Here is a 21,148-nt window from a genome sequence, read left to right as displayed (position 1 = left end):
CAAAAAATGAAAATACGCCAAGCGTAATAATGTCTATTGTAATCTCCTTATATAAGTTACCAATGTTTACTGCCAATACTTTGGAACTTTAAGAGGCTCGATAAATGAATAAAAGTGACTTATATTGAACTTATAATTCACTTAAAATGAGCATCTGAATGGAACTTCAACAATTACGAATGTTCAAAGCCATTGCCGATTTAGGCAGCATCGCAAAGGCTGCAGAAAAACTTCATTGCGTCCCCTCCAACATCACCACCCGTATAAAACATCTAGAGGATGAACTAGGTGAACCATTACTCATTCGTCAGGGAAGAGGGGTAATACTGAGCCCGTCGGGAAACTTATTTTTGGAGTACACAAACAAGATTCTTATGCTGACTAAGGAGTCTAAAAGAGCAATAGCAAGAGATAGCACCCCAGCAGGAAAGCTCAGCATTGGTGCTATTGAATCGTCTGCAACGAGTCGATTACCTAAGCTTTTATCGAAATACCATCAGCTGCATCCTAGGGTCGACATAGAATTCTCAACCAGTACATGGGAAAACTTAGAAGAAGCCGTCGCAAAGCATGAGCTAGACAGCGCTATCATTGCCGTGAAACCTGTAAACCCAAACATCGAATGTATCGAAATTTATCATGAGGAATTGGTGCTCATTGCATCGCCTTCTTTTGAGCCCATCACATCGCCAACCAGCCTAATTGGCAGAACTATCTACATGTGGCCGACAGGATGTCCTTATCGAAAAGCGCTTGAAAACTGGCTAGAAAAGAATAGCGTATCGGTGCCAATAACCAGCATTGCGAGTTATGGCACTATTTTAGGATGTGTAAGTGCTGGCGCTGGCGTATCTTTGGTGCCAAGGGGACTTTACGAGCAATTCAAGCAAATAGACGGGATAAAAGGATATGTTTTTGATCAATTACACCCTGTTGCAAATTACTTTATTTGGAATAAAAACACTGGATACCACAGCGCAAAAGAAGCGTTTTTAGAGCTGATTTGCACAGAATTAACTACACTGAATGTAAACACTTCAGCACATAACATGACACCGTAATTTCCAGTCATATTGGTAAATCGTCTTTTAAAAAAACAAAAAACTTGAGTATATGGTGATACTCAAGCTCTGTTTTATTTAGACAATTGATTATGACTGGGCAAGCAACAACACTTGCTCTTGTTTCTCCACGCTTGTGAAGGTAGGACGAGAGGTGACACGGTCAATATAGGCGTCGACCACAGGGTTCGTCGTAATTAATCCAAACATGCGGCACCACTTCAAACTCAAGCCCCAAAGAATATCCACTGCGTACAGCTCCTCTCCCAATAAATAAGGGCCTTTGGCGATTTGATCGAATAGTGTTTGCAGCATTTTATCAAAGCTACCATAAGATGATTGTGAAGCCTCAACGGGAGGACGATTAAAGGCTTTATCAATCACAGCTGGCTCAAAACTGCTACCTTGGTAGGCCATCCAGCGTAAATACGCTCCACGTTTGGGGTCATTTAAGGCTGGCGCCAAGCCCTTTTCGGGAAATAAATCGGCTAAATACAAATAGCAGGCGACTTGTTCCGTTACCACGGTGCCGTTATGAACAAGCGTTGGAAATTTCCCCAAAGGGTTGATAGCGAGAAACTCCGGTTGTTGATTTTCACCGGTTTTGAAATTCAGCACTTTCATATCATAGGGAATCCCCAACTCTTCCAGCAATACCCAAACGCCAGTGCCTCGGGTTTGTGGAGCATGGTACAGAGTGATGGTGTCTTGGTTGCTTTGAATCTCGCTCATATCCGTTACCTCATTAGGTTGTTAGATCATTTTTGGTTGTTACATGAGCTATATTAGTGACTAAACCTGACATCTAGTGTCAGGTTTATACTTTATACTGACGAAAAAACATTCGCTTAGTGCTGTTAGTTGGCAAGATGACTTAGCTCGACGACAAAGAACAGTGAAAGGAGAGCCTCATGCGAGCCAGCCGAATACTCAAAATACTGATGATGTTGCAAACCCACGAGAAGGTCACGGCCGCTGAATTGGCTGACGCCAGTGAAACCTCTATTCGTACGGTTTATCGAGATATCGAGGCGCTTAGTGCTATTGGCGTACCCGTCTACAGCGAACAAGGAGTGCAAGGTGGCTATCGGTTGTTGCAAGGCTACCGTACCCGTTTGAACGGACTTTCCGCCAAAGAAGCAGAAACACTGTTTTTGGCCGGGTTGTCTGGCCCAGCCCAAAAGATGGGATTGGAGGCAACGCTGGCTGACGCACAACTGAAGCTAAAATCCGCCTTACCAGACACGGTTCGGCACGAAGCAGAACGCCTACAAAGTCGATTTTTACTGGACACGCCAAATTGGTTTTCTGACGATGAACAAGTCACCTACTTGCCAACATTGATGACAGCCGTATTGGAGCAACGGCTTATTACCATGCGCTATCAGAGTTGGAAAGGCGAAATACAACGTCAGACCCAACCTCTAGGCATCGTTTTAAAAGGTGGACAGTGGTATTTAATGGCGAAGGTCGATACAGACGTTCGAACATATCGCGTATCTCGTATTGAATCGCTGACCTTACTGGGTGAGACATTCGAGCGGCCTAAAGACTTCAATTTAGCCGCGTTTTGGCAAGCCAGTTTACGCCGTATGGAAGCGCTTCAATTTCCAATTATCGCCGAAGTACGTTTAACCGCGTTGGGTGTTAAAATCATGGAGTACGTGTGTTCTTCTTATGTGATGAAACAGGCGACGATTGAGCCGATGGATGATTCAGGCTGGCACCGAGCTAGATTTCCAGTGGGCGAATCGTCACATGGCTGTGCTGAACTGTTGCGCTTTGGTGCCGAACTAGAAGTCATTGACCCACCAGAACTGCGTTTAGCAATGGAAGAGCTGGTGTCGTCCTTGGCAGTGCTATATCAGAGAAATGATTCTCCAAATTAAGCAAATTTCCTCCCGAGCCATTGGCAGTAATCAGCTTTCCTGCTTAAACGGCAGCATTTCATGGGTATCTTGATGATACTCACGCACGGCTTGGGCTTCTTCTTCACAGAAGTTACCTATGGCTTCACGGAAACCTTCATGGGCGATGTAGTGGACGCTGTGGCTGAACACAGGTTCGAAGCCTCGGGCGATTTTGTGTTCCCCTTGAGTACCTGGATCAAAATGCTGTAACCCTTTTTCTAGGCAAAACTCAATGCCTTGGTAGTAGCAGGCTTCAAAGTGCAGGCAATCTACTTCTTCCATACAGCCCCAGTAGCGGCCATACAAAGAATGATCATCAAAGAAACACCAAGACGCAGCGATGGCTTCGTCACCTCTGAAAGCTTGCACCAAGAGGATTTGCTCGCCCATATTTGCCGCTAGTTGACCAAAAAATTCTCGAGTTAAATAGCCTTGTTGACCACGTTTGGCGTAAGTGGATTGATAGCACAGATAAAAGAAGTCGATGTCTGCAGTAGTTAGGTCGCTGCCGATGGTTCTAGTCAGTGTAATGCCTTCCTTAGCGACTTTCTCTCGTTCCTTGCGCGCGGTTTTACGCTTACGGCTGGAGAAGTGCGAGAAGTAATCTTCCATGTCTTTATAACCGCGGTTAAACCAATGGAACTGACAGGAAATTCGGTGCAGTAGGTCTTTATTTGGTGCAAATAGAGCCGCGTGTTCTGGCTTAGCAAATAACAGATGCCAGCTTGAAAATGCTCGCTCTTGGTTGGCACTTGTCATGAGTTCGGCAAGCGCTGGGTACAGATGGGAAAATGCGGCATCATCGCCTTTCGGATCAAGGTGCGAAAAAAGCCGTACACCTGTTACTGGTGAGAAGGGAATAGCCCAAATACGCTTAGGAAAGTAGCGCATGCCGTAACGTTGGTAAGCGTCCGCCCATGACCAATCGAAAACAAACTCACCCTGAGAGTGGGTTTTCAAATAGGTTGGGGCGATGGCCAGCGGGCTGCCATCGTCGTCCATCACCAGCAAGTATTCTGGGTACCAGCCGGTACCGTCGCCAATGCTTTTGCTTTGCTCTAAGGCCTGATGAAAGGCAAATTGCGCAAACGGATATCGCGTTTCTCCAATAGCGTCTTGCCATTTGGCTTCGCCTATTTGATCAACCGAACTGAACCATTGCGCTTTCATACTGCTTTCCTTTCTCCGCTTATTGCTCATACCGCTAGATTTACATCTGTTGGCGCATTGCCTCAACTAAGCTGGCTGTTTCAGGACGAACTTGGCGCCACAAATAGAAAGCTTCTGCGGCTTGTCCCACCAACATACCTAGACCATCGGCTCCTTCGGCACCACGCTCGTATGCCCACTGTAAAAACACCGTTCGCTCTTTGCCATACATCATGTCGTAACACCATGTTGCTGCATTTATTAGCTCATCTTTTAATGGCGGTAAACTGCCAGACAAGCTCGCTGAAGTACCATTGATGATGATATCAAAAGGGCCTTCTAGCGCTTCGAAAGACGACGCCAGGCAATCAAATTGATCCGCCAGAGATTGTGCTTTTTCAAGGGTGCGATTCGCAATGGTGACCGATTCAGGATTTTCTGACAAAACAGGCTCAAGTACCCCTCGAACAGCACCACCCGCACCCAAAATCAGGATGCGTTTGTCGGTTAAACTTTGCCCGTGGTTTTTAATAATGTCACTAACCATGCCAATTCCGTCGGTATTGTCGCCGAAAAGGTCGCCATTTTTACCCATGAGCAAAGTATTCACCGCGCCGGCTTGTTTGGCGCGTTGGCTTAAAATATCGCACATGGCATAAGCACGTTCTTTGAACGGCACCGTAATATTTAAACCTTTGCCGCCTTTTTCAAAAAAGTCTCTGACTTGATTTTCAAATGCAATCTCGTCACCAAGTAAGGTCGAATAGACTAACTCTTGTTTCGTTTGCTCTGCAAAATGCGCATGAATGCTTGGCGATTTACTGTGAGCAATTGGGTTACCTACAACAGCGTATTGATCCACAATGTATCCTCTTCATTGTTGTTCTATTCGTAAGCAGCGGTTAGCTCGCAGCCAACCAATCTTTTGATGTTAGGTAGTAGTCGGTTAATTTGGCTTCTTCACTGTTTGGCTCTATTTGATACTCGTAGGTCCAGCGAACTTCTGGCGGCAATGACATCAGAATCGATTCCGTGCGGCCTAAACCACTTTGCAGGCCAAAATGCGTTCCGCGGTCAAACACTAAGTTAAATTCAACATAACGTCCGCGACGATGCAATTGAAAGTCTCGCTGTTGTTCGGTGAATGGTAGGTCTTTACGACGCTCTAGAATTGGTAAATACGCTTCAGTATAAGCGTTACCTACCGATTGCATCATGCCGAAACAATGCTCAAAGCTGCCTTCGTTAAAATCATCATAGAACAAACCACCGATACCACGTGGTTCGCCACGGTGCTTCAAATAAAAGTATTCATCGCACCATTTTTTAAAGCGCGAATAATACCCTTCACCGAATGGCTCAACTGCATCGTGAGACGCTTGGTGCCAATGGATACAGTCTTCTTCAAAGCCATAATAAGGCGTCAGATCAAAACCACCACCAAACCACCAGACTGGCGCCATATCGTCTTTATAAACGATGAACAAACGCACATTAGCATGAGACGTCGGAGCCATGGGATTATTAGGATGAATAACCAAAGACACGCCCATGGCTTCAAATCGGCCACCCGCTAATTCAGGACGATCAACCGTCGCCGAGGGTGGTAAGTTATCACCCATGACATGAGAAAAGTTAACGCCACCTTTTTCAATCACCTCACCACCCGCGATAACACGCGTGCGTCCGCCACCACCATTTGGACGATCCCAAGCATCTTCTTTGAAGCGCATAGACGGCTCAATACTTTCTAACGTCGCGCAAATATGATCTTGAAGAGACAGGAGATAGTCTTTAACGGCTTGTACATCAAGGTTCGTTACCGTAGCAGGTGAGCTTGTTGACATGAAATGCTCCATCTTGTGGTGTCGATTGCAGGATAAATAAAAAAACGGCCTAATCATTTAGGCCGTAGTTTATCACTTAATAGACTGTTTTCGTGAGCATATCGCTAATAAAGGCGGGAACCATCAGGACGAGTTCGCAACAAGTTAAGCACCCACATGTATTGCTCAGGGTGCTTGGCAATCATCGCCTCTAGCGCTTGATTCATGATTAATGCATCCGTTGTCTCATCGCCACTTGGAAAGTTTTCCAAAGGAGGAGAGATAAACAATTCGTATCGACCTGTTTTGGCGTTATAAGCTGGTAGCATAGGTACTACTTTCGCATTACTTAATTTTGCCAATTTCCCCAAGCCCTTCATGGTTGCTTTGTTTGATGCAAAAAAAGGCGTGAACACCGAGTGCTGGGCACCCAAATCTTCATCCGGTAAGTAATACCCTAAATAGCCCTCTTTGATCGACATCATGAAGGGTTTGATTCCCGCACTGCGGCTATATACACGCGCCCCATAGCGGATGCGTTGTAAATGAATCAGCCAATTCAATATTGGGTTCTTCTGAGTACGAATCATGGCAACCGTTTTGTGACCTTTTGCCGTCAACATCACGCCCGCGTAATCAATGGCCCAACAATGCGGGACTAACGCAATCACATTTTGATCACTTTCCAAAAGAGGGAACAAATGCTCTTGCCCAGACATGATACAGCGGTTTTCACAATACCGTTTACTGCGGACAATCAGCTCACCGTACGCAATGAAAAATTGCGCCGCAGTTTGAAAACTTCTCTTTAATATGTCTTCGCGCTCCTCCAGAGACTTTTCTGGAAAGCATTGCTCTAAGTTAATGCGTGCTCTTTTTAACGCTTTGCTTTTTGTGTGCAGCAATCGACGCGCAATCCAACTGGCTAAACTGTCTCGCAAACGCTGAGGCAAAAAGGCAACTAACAGAGAGCAAAATACACCAAGCCACGTTAACCAAAAACGAGGATGAAGAAATCGCCACTCAAAAGTAGGGTTGTACAAATGCTTTTCGGCTGGACTCATTAAGCAAACTTTTCGCATAAAATATGGAAGCTTTATGATACCTCAATCATGCCATGCCTGAAATTAGTATCTCGTAGGTTTTTATAGATAACGGCTGCGCCATTCAGATAATGCGTGATCGAAAAATTCAGACTGATTCGTGCCTTGCACTAAAATAGAAGCACCATGCAAACAAGCCAATAACTGACTCGCTAGTATCAACCCTGAATCCTTATTAATAGGATCTAAACGCACAAAAACCTGTGAGAGCCAGTCCAAAATAAGCTGGTAAAATGCCGCTAATTCCGCACCAACAGATTCTGGCAAAATGGCTTTATTCGATGTCAGCATAGTACATAAACTCATATCTCGCTGATCTACCACCTTATCTTTGAATCCCTTGATAAAGCCATCTAACAACATTTTAGGATCAAACTTGTCATCATTTGGATTAGGTAATAACTCAGAAAAATCACGGGTATAACGTCCCATCACTGCCGACACTAAGTCTCCTTTAGTCGGATAATGATAGTGAACACTCGCACTCTTGATACCCACTGCGTCAGCAATGTCTCGGAAGCTAAACGCGTTATAGCCACCTTTCACAATAAAGCCTTCGGCGATGTCCAGAATTTTATTTTTGGTATCGTTCCTCTCAACGGTCATTCTGTGTCTCTTCATTATGTTGTCTATCAGGTGATAGGTATTTTATTGACCAAGCCTAAATACTCAAGTTATATTCTACCTACCTAGTGATAGATAGAATATAGCTTGAGCTTTGTTAAACAATTTAGGAGAGTAACGTGATGTACGATCTAGTGGTTTTGGGTAGTGGTCCTGGCGGTTATGCAGCCGCATTTCGAGCTGCAGACTTGGGCTTAAATGTTGCCATGATAGAACGCCACGACACCTTAGGTGGCGTTTGTCTAAATGTTGGCTGTATTCCATCAAAAGCCTTATTGCATGTGGCGGGAAAAATCCTGATGGCAGAAGAACCGGCTCATGGCGTGACATTTACCAAGCCGACCATCGATCTTGAAGCCATTCGACATCACAGACAATCCACCGTCGACACATTAACAGGTGGCCTAACAATGATGGCTAAAGGTAGGAAAGTCACCGTTATTCATGGCGAAGGCAAGTTTGATTCCACTAACTCCATCACTGTCACGAAAGACGGTTCAGAGAAAAAAGTCGACTTTAAAAACGCCATCATTGCTGTCGGCTCTCGAGCAATTAAACTGCCATTTGTACCTTATGACGACCCGCGAATTTTAGATTCAACCAGCGCCCTACAGCTCGAACGTATTCCAGAACACTTATTAGTTCTCGGCGGCGGCATTATCGGTTTAGAAATGGCTACGGTTTACCAAGCACTTGGCGCGAAAATTACCGTCGCAGAACTTGGCGAACAAATCATGACGGGCGCAGACAAAGACCTAGTGCGTGTCTTCGAGCAAGTAAACAAAGACCGTATGAGCTTTTTAACCAACACCCAAGTCACCGATATAGAAGCCAAGCCAGAAGCGTTAAACGTTACCTTGAAGGACAAAGATGGCGAACGCCAGCTCGCGGTAGATGCCGTACTGGTTGCCGTTGGCCGCTCGCCTAATGGCAAAGCGGCAGGTATTTCTGACATAGGCGTCAAATTAGACGAACGTGGTTTTGTATTGACTGATGATAAGTGCCAAACATCTGTACCCAATATTTATGCTATTGGCGATGTCACCCATGGCCCGATGCTGGCGCATAAAGCCTCTCACCAAGGCCATACCGCCGCCGAGGTGATTGCGGGTCACAAGGTCGATTTTCAACCGCTTGCAATTCCTTCTATTGCCTACACTTTTCCAGAAGTGGCTTGGGTTGGCTTGACCGAAACCGAAGCGAAAAAGCAGGATATTCCAGTTAAAACCGCCATTTTCCCATGGACAGCCAGCGGACGAGCCATTGCCTCTGGGGTAACCCAAGGCAAAACCAAACTCATTTATGACGAAGCAACAGAGCGAGTCTTAGGCGCTGGTGTTGTAGGCTCTCATGCAGGGGAATTACTCGGTGAACTGACACTCGCCATCGAACTAGGTGCCACATTAGAAGACATCGCCTTAACCATCCACGCCCACCCAAGCCTCCACGAAACCGTTGGCTTAGCGGCCGAGCTTGGCGCAGGGACGATTACCGACTTGCCGAATAAGAAGGCAAAGAAAGCTTAATGAATACTGAACGCTTTACGTGAGCAACCTATGGTTGTTCACGCACCGTCATTTCCTCACAGAGGAACTCAACTCACGTAGACGATATGTTGCTCGTCATCATAGCTAAAATTGAGATGGATCTGGATTTGGCTTTCTTCAAGGTGCAGCTTAGAAACAAGATCAAATGTGCCGTTTTCGGCTTTATTCGCCAGAGCTTTTAATTGCTTTTCCAACATCACCCAAGCAACACTATCCCTCTCCTCATCAATTCCAGCAAGCTCGATAGAATGCGTCCTCAACCAAGCAAAATACGCCAATGAATTGGCTTTGATATCAAGGCTGTCCCCAGCGTCCGAGGTGACGTAACTCAACCCACATAGAGAAAGCTGCTGCATTAAATACGCTTTCCATTGCAGCATAAACTGATCTAAATACGGCAAACAAACCTCTTTCAACTTATTAAACGTTATAGGCAAACATATAGAACACACTTCTTCAAAAGCCAGCAAGTAGAACAGTATAAATCTTTGCAGAAATCGCACCTATGCAGATAATTTATTGACTACTTTTTAGACTAGGTATATTTTGGATACAAAATACATTTTTATTATTGGGTAGCAAAATCCTTCAACTTCTTTGAAAAGGTATCGATTTATGAGCAGTTCTGTTTTAGACGCGAGTGTTTTCAATGGCATTATGCCGGCGTTGATGACGCCTTGTAAGGCGGATCGCACGCCAGATTTCGATGCCTTGGTGAAGAAGGGTAAGGAGATGGTCGCGGCGGGCATGTCGGCCGTGGTGTATTGCGGTTCTATGGGCGATTGGCCTTTATTGACCGATGCAGAACGGATGGAAGGCGTGGAGCGTTTAGTAAACGCTGGCATTCCTGTGGTGGTTGGAACAGGAGCGATTAACACAAAATCCGCTGTGGCACTGGCCGCTCACGCTCAAAAAGTCGGTGCGGCAGGCTTAATGGTGATTCCTCGTGTGTTGTCTCGCGGCTCCGTCATTGCAGCACAAAAGAACCATTTCAAAGCGATATTAGCGGCCGCTCCCGATGTGCCAGCGATTATTTACAATAGCCCAGTGTATGGTTTCGCAACACGCGCCGATTTGTTTTTTAGCTTACGCGCTGAGCATTCGAATTTGGTTGGTTTTAAAGAGTTTGGTGGGGAAGACGACCTTCGTTATGCCGCGGAGAATATCACCTCAAAAGACGACAGTGTCTTGCTCATGGTTGGCGTCGATACCGCGGTTTTCCATGGCTTCGTCAATTGTGGCGCAGTCGGTGCGATCACAGGTATAGGGACAGCATTACCAAAAGAGGTACTTTTGCTGGCGAATTTGTCACGCAAAGCAGCCGCCGGCCATGCCGAAGCGCGAGTACGAGCAAAAGAATTAGAAGAAGCCTTTAGCGTATTAGCCAGCTTTGATGAAGGGCCAGAATTAGTGCTTTTCTTCAAATATTTGTTGGTGTTGAATGGGGAAGAGGAATACCGCTTACATTTCAATGAAACGGACGAATTGAATGACGCCCAACGCCATTATTGCGAACAGCAATATGCCTTGTTCAAGGCGTGGTTTGCCGATTGGTCTAAACAAGGTGGAGTAATTACAGAATGCAGGTAACACAATGATAGTTGTTGTCGATAGCCATACGGAAGGCGAACCAACCCGCGTAGTACTCGAAGGTGGCCCTGATCTTGGGTCTGGCCTTTTGGCTGAACGCGCCAAACGCCTTGCCACAGAACATAAAGACTTTTATCGCTCTTTGGTGGTGGAACCTTACGGCCAAGAAGCCATGGTTGGCGCACTGTTGGTCGAGCCAACAAACCCTGAGTGTGTGACTGGAGTGATTTACTTTGATGCTGCAGCGGTAATTGGCATGTGCGGTCACGGCACCATTGGTCTTGCGGCGACCCTCGCTCACATCGGCAAGATAGGAGTAGGCACCCATAAGATAGAAACGCCCGTGGGGATAGTCGAAGTTACTTTGAGCGACAGCAATACTGTTACGGTGCAAAACATCGACAGTTATCGCTTCAAAAAAGCCGTTACTCTGGAAGTAGAAGGCGTTGGTACGGTTACTGGGGATATCGCTTATGGCGGTAATTGGTTTTTTATTGTCGATGAAAGCCCAACCCCCGTATTACCCAGCAACATTCGGACATTGACCGAAGTGGGGATCAAGGTACGAGAAACCATTTATGCCAATGGCATTGAAGGCGAAAACGGCGGCATTATTGATCATATTATTTTTTATGGTCCAGCCCTGACAGACAAAGGGCACAGTCGTAATTTTGTTTTGTGCCCAGACAATGCGTATGACCGTTCGCCTTGTGGCACTGGTAGCTCAGCCCGCTTATCCTGTTTGGCGGCGGATCAGCGTCTTGCTCCTGGGGAATCAATCTATCAGGAGAGCACCATCGGCAGCGGTTATACGCTGAGTTACCAGCGATCCACGTCCGCGAAAGCGCCTGCTGGCGCTATCGTGCCGTCCATCACAGGGCAAGCCTTTGTGACCAGAGAGGCGAAGATAATGACAAACGCTACGGATCCACTGCGTCACGGAGTGTCTCTATGAACGCCCAACATGATGTCATCGTCATTGGAGCAGGCATCATTGGAATAAGTACGGCTCTAAAACTACAGCAACAAGGCAAGCAAGTGCTTGTGTTAGACAGTAAAGGGGTCGCAGCAAAAACCTCATCTGGCAATGCAGGTGCATTCGCGTTTGCCGATGTAATTCCACTGGCAACACCAGGCATTATGCGCAAAGCACCAAAATGGTTGATCGATCCGCTCGGCCCTTTGTCTTTGCGTCCGGCCTACGCACTCAAAATTCTCCCTTGGATGCTGCGTTTCTGGCGCGCGAGCTGGAAAGACAAATACCAAGACGCTTTGGCAGCGCAAGCCAGCTTAATGGACTTTTCAAAAGCCGCGTTAGAACGTCAGATTAAGGCCGTTAATGGCGAAGCCATGATTCGTCGAGAAGGGCAGCTACAGCTTTATGAAGGCCAAGCAGAATTTAATGCCAGCCTTGCTGGTTGGCAAACTCGCCAAGAACACGGCGTGGTGTACGAGTTCCTACTAACGCCAGAGGCGATCGCCAAAGTCCAGCCCGGTATTCACCCTAGGTTTACTCATGCCGCTTTTACCCCAGAATGGAAAAATGTCGTCGATCCAAAAATATGGACTGAGCATTTAGCCAATGAGTTTGAAAAACTCGGCGGTAAAGTCGCTATTGCAGACGTTCATGCCATTGATTTGAAAGAGGATTCGGTGAGCTTGAAATGCGATTCAGCGGACTATGAAGCCAATCAAATAGTACTGTCAGCAGGGGCTTGGTCAAAAGCTTTAGCCCAATCTATTGGAGACAGTTTGCCATTGGATACTGAGCGAGGGTACAACACAACCTTGCCCGCTGGTGCCTTTGATTTAAAAACCCACCTCACTTTTAGTAATCATGGTTTTGTGGTCACCAAGGCGGGCGGTGGCGTACGGGTTGGAGGGGCTGTCGAGTTAGGTGGCTTATCATTAGCGCCAAACTTCAAGCGTTCCGAAATTTTACTCAATAAAGCCGCTCAGTTTTTACCTAATCTGAATATTGAAAATGGCAAGCAATGGATGGGCTTTCGGCCTTCTATGCCTGACAGCCTGCCGGTCATCGGCTATTCCAGCCAATCTAAGCGGGTGATATACGCATTTGGGCATGGTCATTTAGGCTTAACTCAATCGGCAGGCACCGCGGAGTTGGTCGCAGAGCTGATACATCATCAGCCTTCAAGTATTCCGCTTGATGCCTATTCTGCTCTGCGTTTTAAGTGATTTAAAACGCCTTTTATCGAATCTTGGAGACGCCACACCATGAGCGACAATATTACTCTTAGCTTAAGCCAAGTACGTGAACTCAGTGAATCTGTTCTCATCAGCAATGGCTTTAATGCTGAGCACGCCAGCGCTATTAGCGACATTATTTACACGAACCAGCTCGGAGATTGCCACTCCCATGGTTTGTATCGCTTGTTTATGTGCGTTGAAAGCATTCGCTCTGGTCGCGCCAGCGGCACGGCAACACCAACCATTAGCGATGCGGGCCCAGCGGTTGTTCGCGCCGATGCAAACGATGGCATTTCACTCTTGGCAATGAAGGCAGCGATGCCGCTATTAATCGAAAAGGCGAAGAAGAACGGTGTTGCAGCATTAGCAATAAATCGCTGTTTTCATTTTTCAGCACTGTGGCCAGAAGTGGAAATGTTGTCAGCGGCAGGTCTTGCAGGTATGGCCATGCTACCAAGTCATGCATGGGTAGCACCAGCTGGCGGTAAACGCGGCTTACTAGGAACCAATCCTTTTGCTTTCAGTTGGCCACGTCATGGCAAAGCGCCATTTACTTTTGATTTTGCCACCAGCCAATTCGCTCGCGGTGAAATTGAGCTGTACCGACGCGCAGGCAAACCACTACCAGAAGGGGTCGCAATTGACAGTGAAGGCAATCCGACGACGGATGCCGAAGCCGCCATGAATGGCGCAATGCTGACGTTTGGAGGACACAAAGGATCGGCTTTATCCTTGATGATTGAATTAATGGCAGGGCCATTGATCGACGACCTGACCAGCAAAGAAAGTATGGCTGCAGCTGGCGGCAAGCCAGAAGCGCCATATCATGGTGAAATCATTCTGGCGTTCGATCCTAATATGCTCAGCGGTGGCCGTGTCGCTGAGAACAACGACCGCGCAGAACGTCTGTTTGCCGATGTCATCGAGCAAGGCGCGCGCTTGCCATCACAGCGACGCCAAGCGGCTCAAGTGTTTAATCTTGAACGTAATGAATTAGAAATTCCACGCGCGCTTTACGAGGATTTATTAAAGCTAAAGAAAGGATAAGGAGAATAGGGCACAGTGCGTTTACTGGGCCCTAGTGTGTTTAACAAATTCTATTACTTGGTTTTTAGTGTTTACCAGATGACGGCGAAGTTGCTCTGTCGCCCCAAGCACATCACCTTGGCGCGCCAGTTCCAGTAATTCATGGTGATCATGGCTGGCGCTTTCACGCTTATTTTGCTTATCGATGTGCATGCTGACATAGCGGTTAGCCTGCAAAGTAACTCTTACTAATAGCGCTTCTGTTAAATGACGGCCAGCTGCTTCGTACAATTTCGCGTGATACTGTCCATTAAGCGGCCCCCATTCGGCGACGTTACCGGCTTGATAGGAAGCATCCATCGCGTCTAATAACACTTCGCACTCAGCCACCTGCTGCGCAGTCATATTTGGGATCGCACGCTGAAACAAATCGACTTCCAGTAAAATACGAACATCAAAAATTTCAGCGATTTCTTCCAGTGAATGCTGAGTCACCGTCGCGCCGCGATTATTCTGGAATACCACTAAACCTTCGGCATCAAGACGCTTCAAGGCTTCACGAATAGGCATCCGCGATACATCGTATTCTTCTGCTAATAATTCCTGACGAATCAACTCGCCTTCAGCAAGGTCGCCAGACAAAATACGCTGACGTAAGTCTTCGGTAATCACATCGGGTAAGCTCTGACGAACAACCGCTCTTTTTTGCGCCAATCTACTACTCCTTCGCGAGCTGAAACTTCAGAATCAAAAGTGTCGAATATTGGCCTATTATACGCAAAAGCGCCGCTAACGTGAGATTAGCGGCGCTTTTTTTAGTGCATTAATTTTATCGTTTTAAGCAGTCAAAACCGTTAGAACGTAAGATTACCTGTCACGCTGTAGGTACGACCCAAGGCTGGATAACGACCCATAGGGCTGGTATCAACACCGCGGAAGTAGTATTCCTTGTCAAAGAGGTTGTTTACCGCCACATCAATACTCAACTTAGTGTTACCTTGTTCATAAAGATCTTTACTAACATTAAGATTCCACACCGTGTAAGAAGGTATTTTCCCTAACGAGCCGCTCGCGTTTTCCTCTTTGGTATTAGCCGAATCCGAGAAAGCGTCGCTGTAGTAGTAACCCGAGATCGTTGATTGGTAACCAGCTAGGTTGTAACTCGCATCCCAAGAGATCTGATGTTTAGACGCATCAACCAGTGTATTGCCTTTATCATCGCCTTCTTCATAAGTCGCATCGAGGTAGGTATAAGCCAAACCTAAGCTCAAGTCAGGTAAAGACTCATCTGCTCTTTCCAGTTGGTTATTTTTTTATCGCCCTACAAAGCTTTATTTCCCCTTGCGTGATGAACTCTCTATTACCTAGCCACTAATGTTTGAAGGGCATCAAACATTGAATTGATAGCTTCTCATTTTTCAAACTCTGACCATTGCCTACTATCGATAGACATTAAAAGTGCGGCATTGTGATGTCCACTCACCATCCTCCGCAATATAGTCTGGAGTGTTTTATGACAGCAATACTATCTCAGCCTTCTCTACTCAAAAGCCACTCCTACATTGGTGGCGAGTGGGTCGCAGCAAAATCCGGCAAGACCTTCGCTATTACCAATCCTGCCAACGGTGATCATATTATCGACGTTGCAGATCTAGGCGCAGAAGAAACCACACTTGCCGTTGAAGCGGCTGAAAAAGCACAGAAAGAATGGCAAGGCCGCACAGCCAAAGAACGCGCGACGTTATTACGCCGTTGGAACCAGCTTATTCTAGACAATCAAGACGACTTGGCGACCTTGATGACCTTGGAACAAGGCAAACCGTTTGCGGAAGCGAAGGGCGAAGTCGGTTATGGCGCGTCTTTTATTGACTGGTTTGCAGACGAAGCTCGTCGCTTGAACGGCGATGTCATTCCAACGTTCGCCAAAGACAAGCGTATTTTGACCATTAAACAACCTATCGGGGTGGTCGCAGCCATTACGCCTTGGAACTTTCCAATCGCCATGATCACACGTAAAGCCGGTCCTGCACTTGCAGCGGGTTGTGCGATTGTTATTAAGCCTTCTGACGAAACCCCTTTGTGCGCCTTAGCACTAGCAGAATTGGCGCATCAAGCCGGTATTCCAGCAGGCGTATTGAACGTGGTTGTCGGTAAAGACGCAAAAGCCATTGGCGGCGTATTAACTGGCCACCCAACGGTGCGTAAATTGTCATTCACAGGTTCTACACCAGTCGGCAAGTTGTTGCTTTCTCAGTGCGCACAAACCGTAAAACGTACGTCCATGGAATTAGGTGGTAACGCACCGTTCATCGTATTTGACGATGCCGACCTAGACGCGGCAGTCGAAGGCGCCATTGCATCTAAATACCGTAACGCTGGCCAAACTTGTGTTTGCGCAAACCGCATCTTGGTACAAGAGGGTGTATACGATGCTTTTGCAGAGAAACTCGCCAAGCGTGTTGCAACCTTCAAAACAGGCGATGGCTTTGCCGAAGGCGTCAACATTGGTCCACTGATCAACCCAGCGGCGATCAGTAAAGTGGAACAGCTTGTTGGCGACGCCATGGCAAAAGGTGCGAAAGCGCTCATCGGTGGTGCAAAAGCCACAACCGCTGGCACGCAGTTCTTCGAGCCAACTATTTTGACCGGTGTGACGGAAGAGATGGACATTTTCTCTAACGAAATCTTTGGTCCAGTCGCGCCATTGTTCAAATTTAAAACCGAAGACGAAGCCGTTGCCATGGCAAACAATACCCCATTTGGTTTGGCATCTTACTTCTATTCCCAAAATATCGCCCGTATCTGGCGCGTATCTGAAGCATTGGAATACGGCATGGTGGGCATCAACGAAGGCATTATTTCCAGTGAAGTCGCGCCTTTCGGTGGTGTTAAAGAGTCTGGCAGTGGCCGTGAAGGTTCCCAGTACGGCATCGATGAATACGTGGAAATCAAATACTTGTGCATGGGCGGTTTGGCGTAAGGGCATTCTTACCAAATCACTCTATCCCGATTAACTGAGCGGTATTGAAACCGCTCCATGTACAGAGCTTGCTCTAAAGGTGAAAGACGATATGAACAACGCAGATCTACAAAAACGCAAAGAAAGCGCCATTGCTCGTGGGCAAGGCAACATGGCTCCAGTGTATGTTGACCGTGCTCTGAACGCAGAAATCTGGGACGTGGAAGGCAAGCGTCACATCGATTTTGGTGCGGGCATCGCAGTGGTTAACACAGGTCATAACCATCCAAAAGTAAAAGCAGCGGTTCAAGCACAACTTGAGCGCTTCACTCACACTTGTGTGATGGTTAGTCCATACGAATCCGCGGTCGCATTGGCAGAGAAGCTAAACGCTGCAGCACCAGGCGATACACCGAAAAAATCCATCTTCGTTACTACAGGCGCAGAAGCGGTTGAGAACTGTGTGAAGATTGCTCGTGCCTACACAGGCCGTCCAGGCATTATTGCCTTCAACGGTGGCTTCCATGGCCGTACCAACATGACCATGGGTCTAACGGGTAAAGTGAACCCTTACAAAATTGGTTTTGGTCCTTTCCCAAGCGATATTTTCCATATCCCTTACCCAAATGACTATTTAGGCATTACTGAAGAGCAAGCACTTGCTGACCTTCAAATGCGCTTCACTTGCGACATCGAGCCTTCTCGCGTGGCTGCAATCATCATCGAGCCAGTACAAGGCGAGGGTGGTTTCTATATCGCATCTGCAAGCTTCCTACAGAAACTTCGTAAGCTATGTGACGATCACGGTATTCTATTAATTCTTGATGAGATCCAAGCAGGTTTCGCGCGTACTGGTTCTATGTTCTGCCACGAACAAGCAGGCATTGAAGCGGATCTTATGACAGCGGCAAAAGGCATTGCTGGCGGCTTCCCAATCGCAGCGGTGGTGGGTAAAGCAGACATTATGGACGCACCGATTCCTGGCGGCTTAGGCGGCACTTACGGTGGTTCTCCAGTAGGTTGTGCAGCAGGTCTTGCAGTATTCGATGTGATCGAAGAGGAACAACTGTGTGACCGCGCAGTGAAAGTAGGCGCTCACTTCGTTAAACACCTAAATGCTATGCAAGCTGAGTATCCACAGATTATTGGTGAAGTACGTAATGCAGGTGCAATGATCGCAGTGGAATTTGTACACGATGGCGATGTGAACAAACCTTACCCTGAACTTGCTAAAAAGCTATCTGCAAAAGCGGCAGAAAATGGTCTAGTTCTACTTTCTTGTGGTATTCGCGGTAACGTAATTCGTTTCCTACCTGCTTTGACCATCGAAATGGACATCATCGATGAAGGCATGGAAATCTTCAAACGCTGCTTTAAAGAACTTGTTTAAGTTTTAGCGTGACAACAAAAATGCGGTTCTGAATCATCAGAACCGCATTTTTTTATACCAATCAAACGTGCCCAATAACAGTCAATCCGTTCTGTAGTCACTAATCATCTTCTGCAGCTGTACCACACGCTCGAAAGGCACACCATTTACTTGCTGATTCATTGTCGCCACTGACGCCTTAAACGTTAATAGCTCCTCTTCTGTTGGTTTATAGACCGTTATACCTGCATCAACCAGTGCTTTATGATAATTGTCTTCTGACACTTTCACCCATTCAAACACCTCTTTCTGTGCGGCAAGCGACAAGGTCGTGAACTGTTCTTTTTCGGCTTGGGTTAAATTATCCCACCAATATTGGGAAGCCAACACCAAACGGGCAGACATAATCACCTTGGCATCAGTAAAATATTTTAACAGGCCTGTATGGTTGAAAATAATCGGCACAGACGATGCATTTAAATACCCATCCGCAATGCCGACACGCAACGCATTAGGCACCTCTGAAAAGGGAATTAATACGCCATTCGCGCCCATCTTTTGAAAAATAGTAAGCTGGTTTTCATCTAACGCCCTCATACGCAAACCGGACATATCTTTGACCGTTCTAATGGTTTTCTCATCATTAAAAATGCCTAAAAAGCCACCCGTTGGTACAACCGCTAATATCCGCAACCCTTCACCTGATAAGCGTCTATTCACGCTATCAAGATAATGGCTGTTTACAAAAAAGTTATATTGATGATCTGTGTCTTTGAATATATAAGGAAGCTGCAAGACCCGCATTTCAGGAACAAACTGCGCCGCTGAAGAATATTGGGACATAGATATGTCTAAGGTCCCTGTACGCACCATAGAAAGGCGTTCGTTTTCCCCTCCTATACTGTTACGAGGGAACGACTCAGTCTCCCAACCCGCTTCATTCAAAGAGAGCAATAAGTTGTCGACGTATCGATATGTGCCAGAACCTTCTCGATTAGGAGCGGCATCTAAAGCGATGCTCACAGAAGCAGCATGAGCGGTAAACGCCATTAACAAAGTGGAGGTCAGTATCATGATTTTTTTCATATCGCTGCCCTAAATGTCTGTCCTAAAAATAACAAAAAAGTAAAAATTGCTTTTACCAATATGTAATTAACAATACACCCTTCATCTCAGAAAAACTTTTCGAATTTTCAGCTTTTGGTTAAAAATTGTATCCTGCCACTGCATAAATTCAACCGATAAAAAAGGCGCTCTTATTAAAATAAGAGCGCCTAGTAATCATGCTTTGCCATTCACCTATCAAGCTTGTTGGTATATTTTCTCCATCAAGCTCTGAACCTTAACGCCCGCTAACAGGTCATCCAATAAGTGCACAAGACGTGACAATAACGCCTCGTTTGTAGCCAGAGCCGCAGGGAAAATATCGTTACGCTGCAATAGAGAGGCAACTAAGCTGACCGAATCACCTCGATAACGCGTCACCAACTCAAACAAAACACCTTCAAGCGGATCATTAATACTCTGCTGATTCTGCTCCGCATTACAAAGAAAGGCCATCCAACCAGCAATACCAAGCTCAATCCCTGGTGCCGCCAGTGTTTTTGCCTGCAACTCCGTTAAGCCACTCAACCAGCGTTGTGGTAGTTTTTGGCTGCCATCCATCGCAATTTGCTTGAGTTGGTGCTGCAAACTGTCGTTTTCAAACCGTGCTAACAGCTGCTGGCAATACGTCGATAATTCCGTTGGATCGAAGCTAGGTAAAGTCGGCGCGACTTCTTGCATCATATAATGTTCAAGAAAGGCACGAATTTTCTTGTCTTGCATCGCATCAGCGACCGTTTTTAAGCCAGCAATAGAGCCCAAATAAGCTAATAATGAATGGCTACCGTTCAGCATCCGCAACTTCATCATTTCGTAGCTAGACACATCAGCCACCATCTGCACACCTGCAGATTCCCACTGCGGACGACCAGCAGGGAAGTTATCCTCTATTACCCACTGACTAAATTGTTCACACTTCACCGCCGTAGGCTCAGTGATGCCTGTGTCTGCTTTTATCATCGCAAGATCTTGCTCAGATACCGCAGGAACAATGCGATCTACCATGGAATTTGGAAATGCAACGTTGCTTTCAATCCATTGGGCGAATTCATCATCCTGCGTCTTGGCTAACGCCACTACGGCGCCTTTAGCACGAGCACCGTTATGTGGCATATTGTCACAAGACAACACGGTAAAGGCAGCAAGGCCTTTAGCACGACGTTGTTTTAATGATTCTAGGATCAAACCTAAAGCCGTTTTAGGTTGTGATGGCGACGCCATGTCGTGTTGAATCTCAGGCGCATCTAGCAACAACTCGCCAGTAGAAGGCGATAAATAATAGCCTTTTTCTGTAACCGTTAGCGTCACAATCTTGGTCGCAGGTGCACTCATTTGCGCAAGCAGTGCTTCTCTACCTTCATCTGAGCCACAGAAAAACGTGTTTTTAATTGCCTTAATTTCTCTTAGATTTGCATGGCTCGTATCAGCATATTCCACCACATGATAACAATGCTGCGCCGCATGCATTTGCTCAACCAGACTATAATTCGAGCGAATGTTGGCACTGGCGATCATCCAATCACCGCCATGCACAGCAAGCGTTTGCTCTACATAGACGGCTTGATGAGCGCGATGAAAAGCCCCTAAACCAATGTGGACGATGCCTATATCATGCTTACTAACGTCGATCTGGCTCTTTATATCTTGTACTTTCATTATTTATATAATC

Annotated in this window: 20 protein-coding genes; 9 read left to right on the top strand and 11 right to left on the bottom strand. The window is 46.5% G+C overall.

Annotated features, from left to right (window positions below):
- Nucleotides 1–158: 158 nt before the first annotated feature.
- Entirely contained in the window at nt 159–1,061 is a 903-nt protein-coding gene (locus C1X04_RS00360; RefSeq protein WP_137168862.1) for a LysR family transcriptional regulator, read from the top strand.
- Nucleotides 1,062–1,151: 90 nt separating this feature from the next.
- Here the strand turns inward: C1X04_RS00360 and C1X04_RS00355 are convergent, their stop codons facing one another.
- Nucleotides 1,152–1,793 carry a glutathione S-transferase family protein gene (locus C1X04_RS00355; protein ID WP_137168861.1) on the bottom strand — a complete coding sequence of 214 codons (642 nt, stop codon included), beginning with the start codon at nt 1,791–1,793 and terminating at the stop codon, nt 1,152–1,154.
- Nucleotides 1,794–1,972: 179 nt separating this feature from the next.
- Here C1X04_RS00355 and C1X04_RS00350 point away from each other — a divergent pair, with 179 nt between their 5' ends.
- Complete coding sequence (locus C1X04_RS00350) at nt 1,973–2,950, top strand: YafY family protein (protein WP_137168860.1); 978 nt, start codon at nt 1,973–1,975, stop codon at nt 2,948–2,950.
- Between the two features lie 30 nt (nt 2,951–2,980).
- On the opposite strand, the gene C1X04_RS00345 is transcribed toward C1X04_RS00350, so the two are convergent.
- The 5 genes from C1X04_RS00345 to C1X04_RS00325 all read right to left on the bottom strand — a co-directional run bounded on the left by C1X04_RS00345 (nt 2,981) and on the right by C1X04_RS00325 (nt 7,655).
- Complete coding sequence (locus tag C1X04_RS00345) at nt 2,981–4,141, bottom strand: GNAT family N-acetyltransferase (RefSeq protein WP_137168859.1); 1,161 nt, start codon at nt 4,139–4,141, stop codon at nt 2,981–2,983.
- A gap of 40 nt (nt 4,142–4,181) precedes the next feature.
- Complete coding sequence (gene aroE, locus C1X04_RS00340) at nt 4,182–4,982, bottom strand: shikimate dehydrogenase (RefSeq protein ID WP_110576369.1); 801 nt, start codon at nt 4,980–4,982, stop codon at nt 4,182–4,184.
- A gap of 40 nt (nt 4,983–5,022) precedes the next feature.
- Nucleotides 5,023–5,967, bottom strand: coding sequence for an oxygen-dependent coproporphyrinogen oxidase (gene hemF, locus C1X04_RS00335; protein WP_110576367.1), 945 nt, complete (start codon nt 5,965–5,967; stop codon nt 5,023–5,025).
- 104 nt (nt 5,968–6,071) lie between these two features.
- The gene (lpxM, locus tag C1X04_RS00330) at nt 6,072–7,010 is read right to left on the bottom strand and encodes a lauroyl-Kdo(2)-lipid IV(A) myristoyltransferase (RefSeq protein ID WP_137168858.1); all 939 of its coding nucleotides are present in this window, start codon (nt 7,008–7,010) and stop codon (nt 6,072–6,074) included.
- A gap of 81 nt (nt 7,011–7,091) precedes the next feature.
- Complete coding sequence (locus C1X04_RS00325; RefSeq protein WP_110576363.1) at nt 7,092–7,655, bottom strand: TetR/AcrR family transcriptional regulator; 564 nt, start codon at nt 7,653–7,655, stop codon at nt 7,092–7,094.
- A gap of 140 nt (nt 7,656–7,795) precedes the next feature.
- Here C1X04_RS00325 and lpdA point away from each other — a divergent pair, with 140 nt between their 5' ends.
- Nucleotides 7,796–9,199, top strand: a complete 1,404-nt coding sequence (gene lpdA / locus C1X04_RS00320) for a dihydrolipoyl dehydrogenase (protein ID WP_137170677.1) — start codon at nt 7,796–7,798, stop codon at nt 9,197–9,199.
- 68 nt (nt 9,200–9,267) lie between these two features.
- On the opposite strand, the gene C1X04_RS00315 is transcribed toward lpdA, so the two are convergent.
- Nucleotides 9,268–9,621: a hypothetical protein gene (locus C1X04_RS00315; RefSeq protein WP_137168857.1), complete on the bottom strand. Its 354-nt coding sequence runs from the start codon at nt 9,619–9,621 to the stop codon at nt 9,268–9,270.
- A 214-nt stretch (nt 9,622–9,835) separates the two neighbouring features.
- Between C1X04_RS00315 and C1X04_RS00310 the strand changes: the two genes are divergently transcribed.
- The 4 genes from C1X04_RS00310 to C1X04_RS00295 are packed head-to-tail and all read left to right on the top strand — an operon-like array spanning nt 9,836 to nt 14,068.
- Nucleotides 9,836–10,810, top strand: coding sequence for a dihydrodipicolinate synthase family protein (locus C1X04_RS00310; RefSeq protein WP_137168856.1), 975 nt, complete (start codon nt 9,836–9,838; stop codon nt 10,808–10,810).
- Nucleotides 10,811–10,814: 4 nt separating this feature from the next.
- The gene (locus C1X04_RS00305; protein ID WP_302629046.1) at nt 10,815–11,765 is read left to right on the top strand and encodes a proline racemase family protein; all 951 of its coding nucleotides are present in this window, start codon (nt 10,815–10,817) and stop codon (nt 11,763–11,765) included.
- The gene (locus C1X04_RS00300) at nt 11,762–13,009 is read left to right on the top strand and encodes an FAD-binding oxidoreductase (RefSeq protein WP_137168855.1); all 1,248 of its coding nucleotides are present in this window, start codon (nt 11,762–11,764) and stop codon (nt 13,007–13,009) included. Before C1X04_RS00305 ends, C1X04_RS00300 begins: the two co-directional genes overlap by 4 nt.
- A gap of 39 nt (nt 13,010–13,048) precedes the next feature.
- Nucleotides 13,049–14,068 (top strand): Ldh family oxidoreductase, encoded by a 1,020-nt coding sequence (locus tag C1X04_RS00295; RefSeq protein ID WP_137168854.1) that lies wholly within the window; start codon nt 13,049–13,051, stop codon nt 14,066–14,068.
- A gap of 21 nt (nt 14,069–14,089) precedes the next feature.
- Here the strand turns inward: C1X04_RS00295 and C1X04_RS00290 are convergent, their stop codons facing one another.
- Together C1X04_RS00290 and C1X04_RS00285 are read right to left on the bottom strand one after the other, a co-directional pair.
- Entirely contained in the window at nt 14,090–14,761 is a 672-nt protein-coding gene (locus C1X04_RS00290; RefSeq protein WP_137168853.1) for a GntR family transcriptional regulator, read from the bottom strand.
- A 140-nt stretch (nt 14,762–14,901) separates the two neighbouring features.
- On the bottom strand, nt 14,902–15,306 hold the full coding sequence (locus C1X04_RS00285) for a TonB-dependent receptor (RefSeq protein WP_254682297.1): 405 nt from the start codon (nt 15,304–15,306) through the stop codon (nt 14,902–14,904).
- 254 nt (nt 15,307–15,560) lie between these two features.
- Between C1X04_RS00285 and C1X04_RS00280 the strand changes: the two genes are divergently transcribed.
- On the top strand, nt 15,561–17,027 hold the full coding sequence (locus C1X04_RS00280; RefSeq protein WP_137168852.1) for an NAD-dependent succinate-semialdehyde dehydrogenase: 1,467 nt from the start codon (nt 15,561–15,563) through the stop codon (nt 17,025–17,027).
- A gap of 91 nt (nt 17,028–17,118) precedes the next feature.
- The gene (gene gabT / locus C1X04_RS00275) at nt 17,119–18,396 is read left to right on the top strand and encodes a 4-aminobutyrate--2-oxoglutarate transaminase (protein WP_137168851.1); all 1,278 of its coding nucleotides are present in this window, start codon (nt 17,119–17,121) and stop codon (nt 18,394–18,396) included.
- Nucleotides 18,397–18,477: 81 nt separating this feature from the next.
- Here gabT and C1X04_RS00270 read toward each other — a convergent pair whose 3' ends face one another.
- Both C1X04_RS00270 and C1X04_RS00265 read right to left on the bottom strand, forming a co-directional pair.
- Nucleotides 18,478–19,461, bottom strand: a complete 984-nt coding sequence (locus tag C1X04_RS00270) for a TRAP transporter substrate-binding protein (RefSeq protein WP_137168850.1) — start codon at nt 19,459–19,461, stop codon at nt 18,478–18,480.
- Nucleotides 19,462–19,677: 216 nt separating this feature from the next.
- Nucleotides 19,678–21,135: a mannitol dehydrogenase family protein gene (locus tag C1X04_RS00265; protein ID WP_254682296.1), complete on the bottom strand. Its 1,458-nt coding sequence runs from the start codon at nt 21,133–21,135 to the stop codon at nt 19,678–19,680.
- Nucleotides 21,136–21,148 lie beyond the last annotated feature (13 nt).

Source organism: Marinomonas sp. FW-1, assembly GCF_005222245.1.
Classification (GTDB): domain Bacteria; phylum Pseudomonadota; class Gammaproteobacteria; order Pseudomonadales; family Marinomonadaceae; genus Marinomonas; species Marinomonas alcarazii.
The sequence above is the reverse complement of the archived record's forward strand: the minus strand, read 5'-3'. Positions and strand labels throughout refer to the sequence as shown.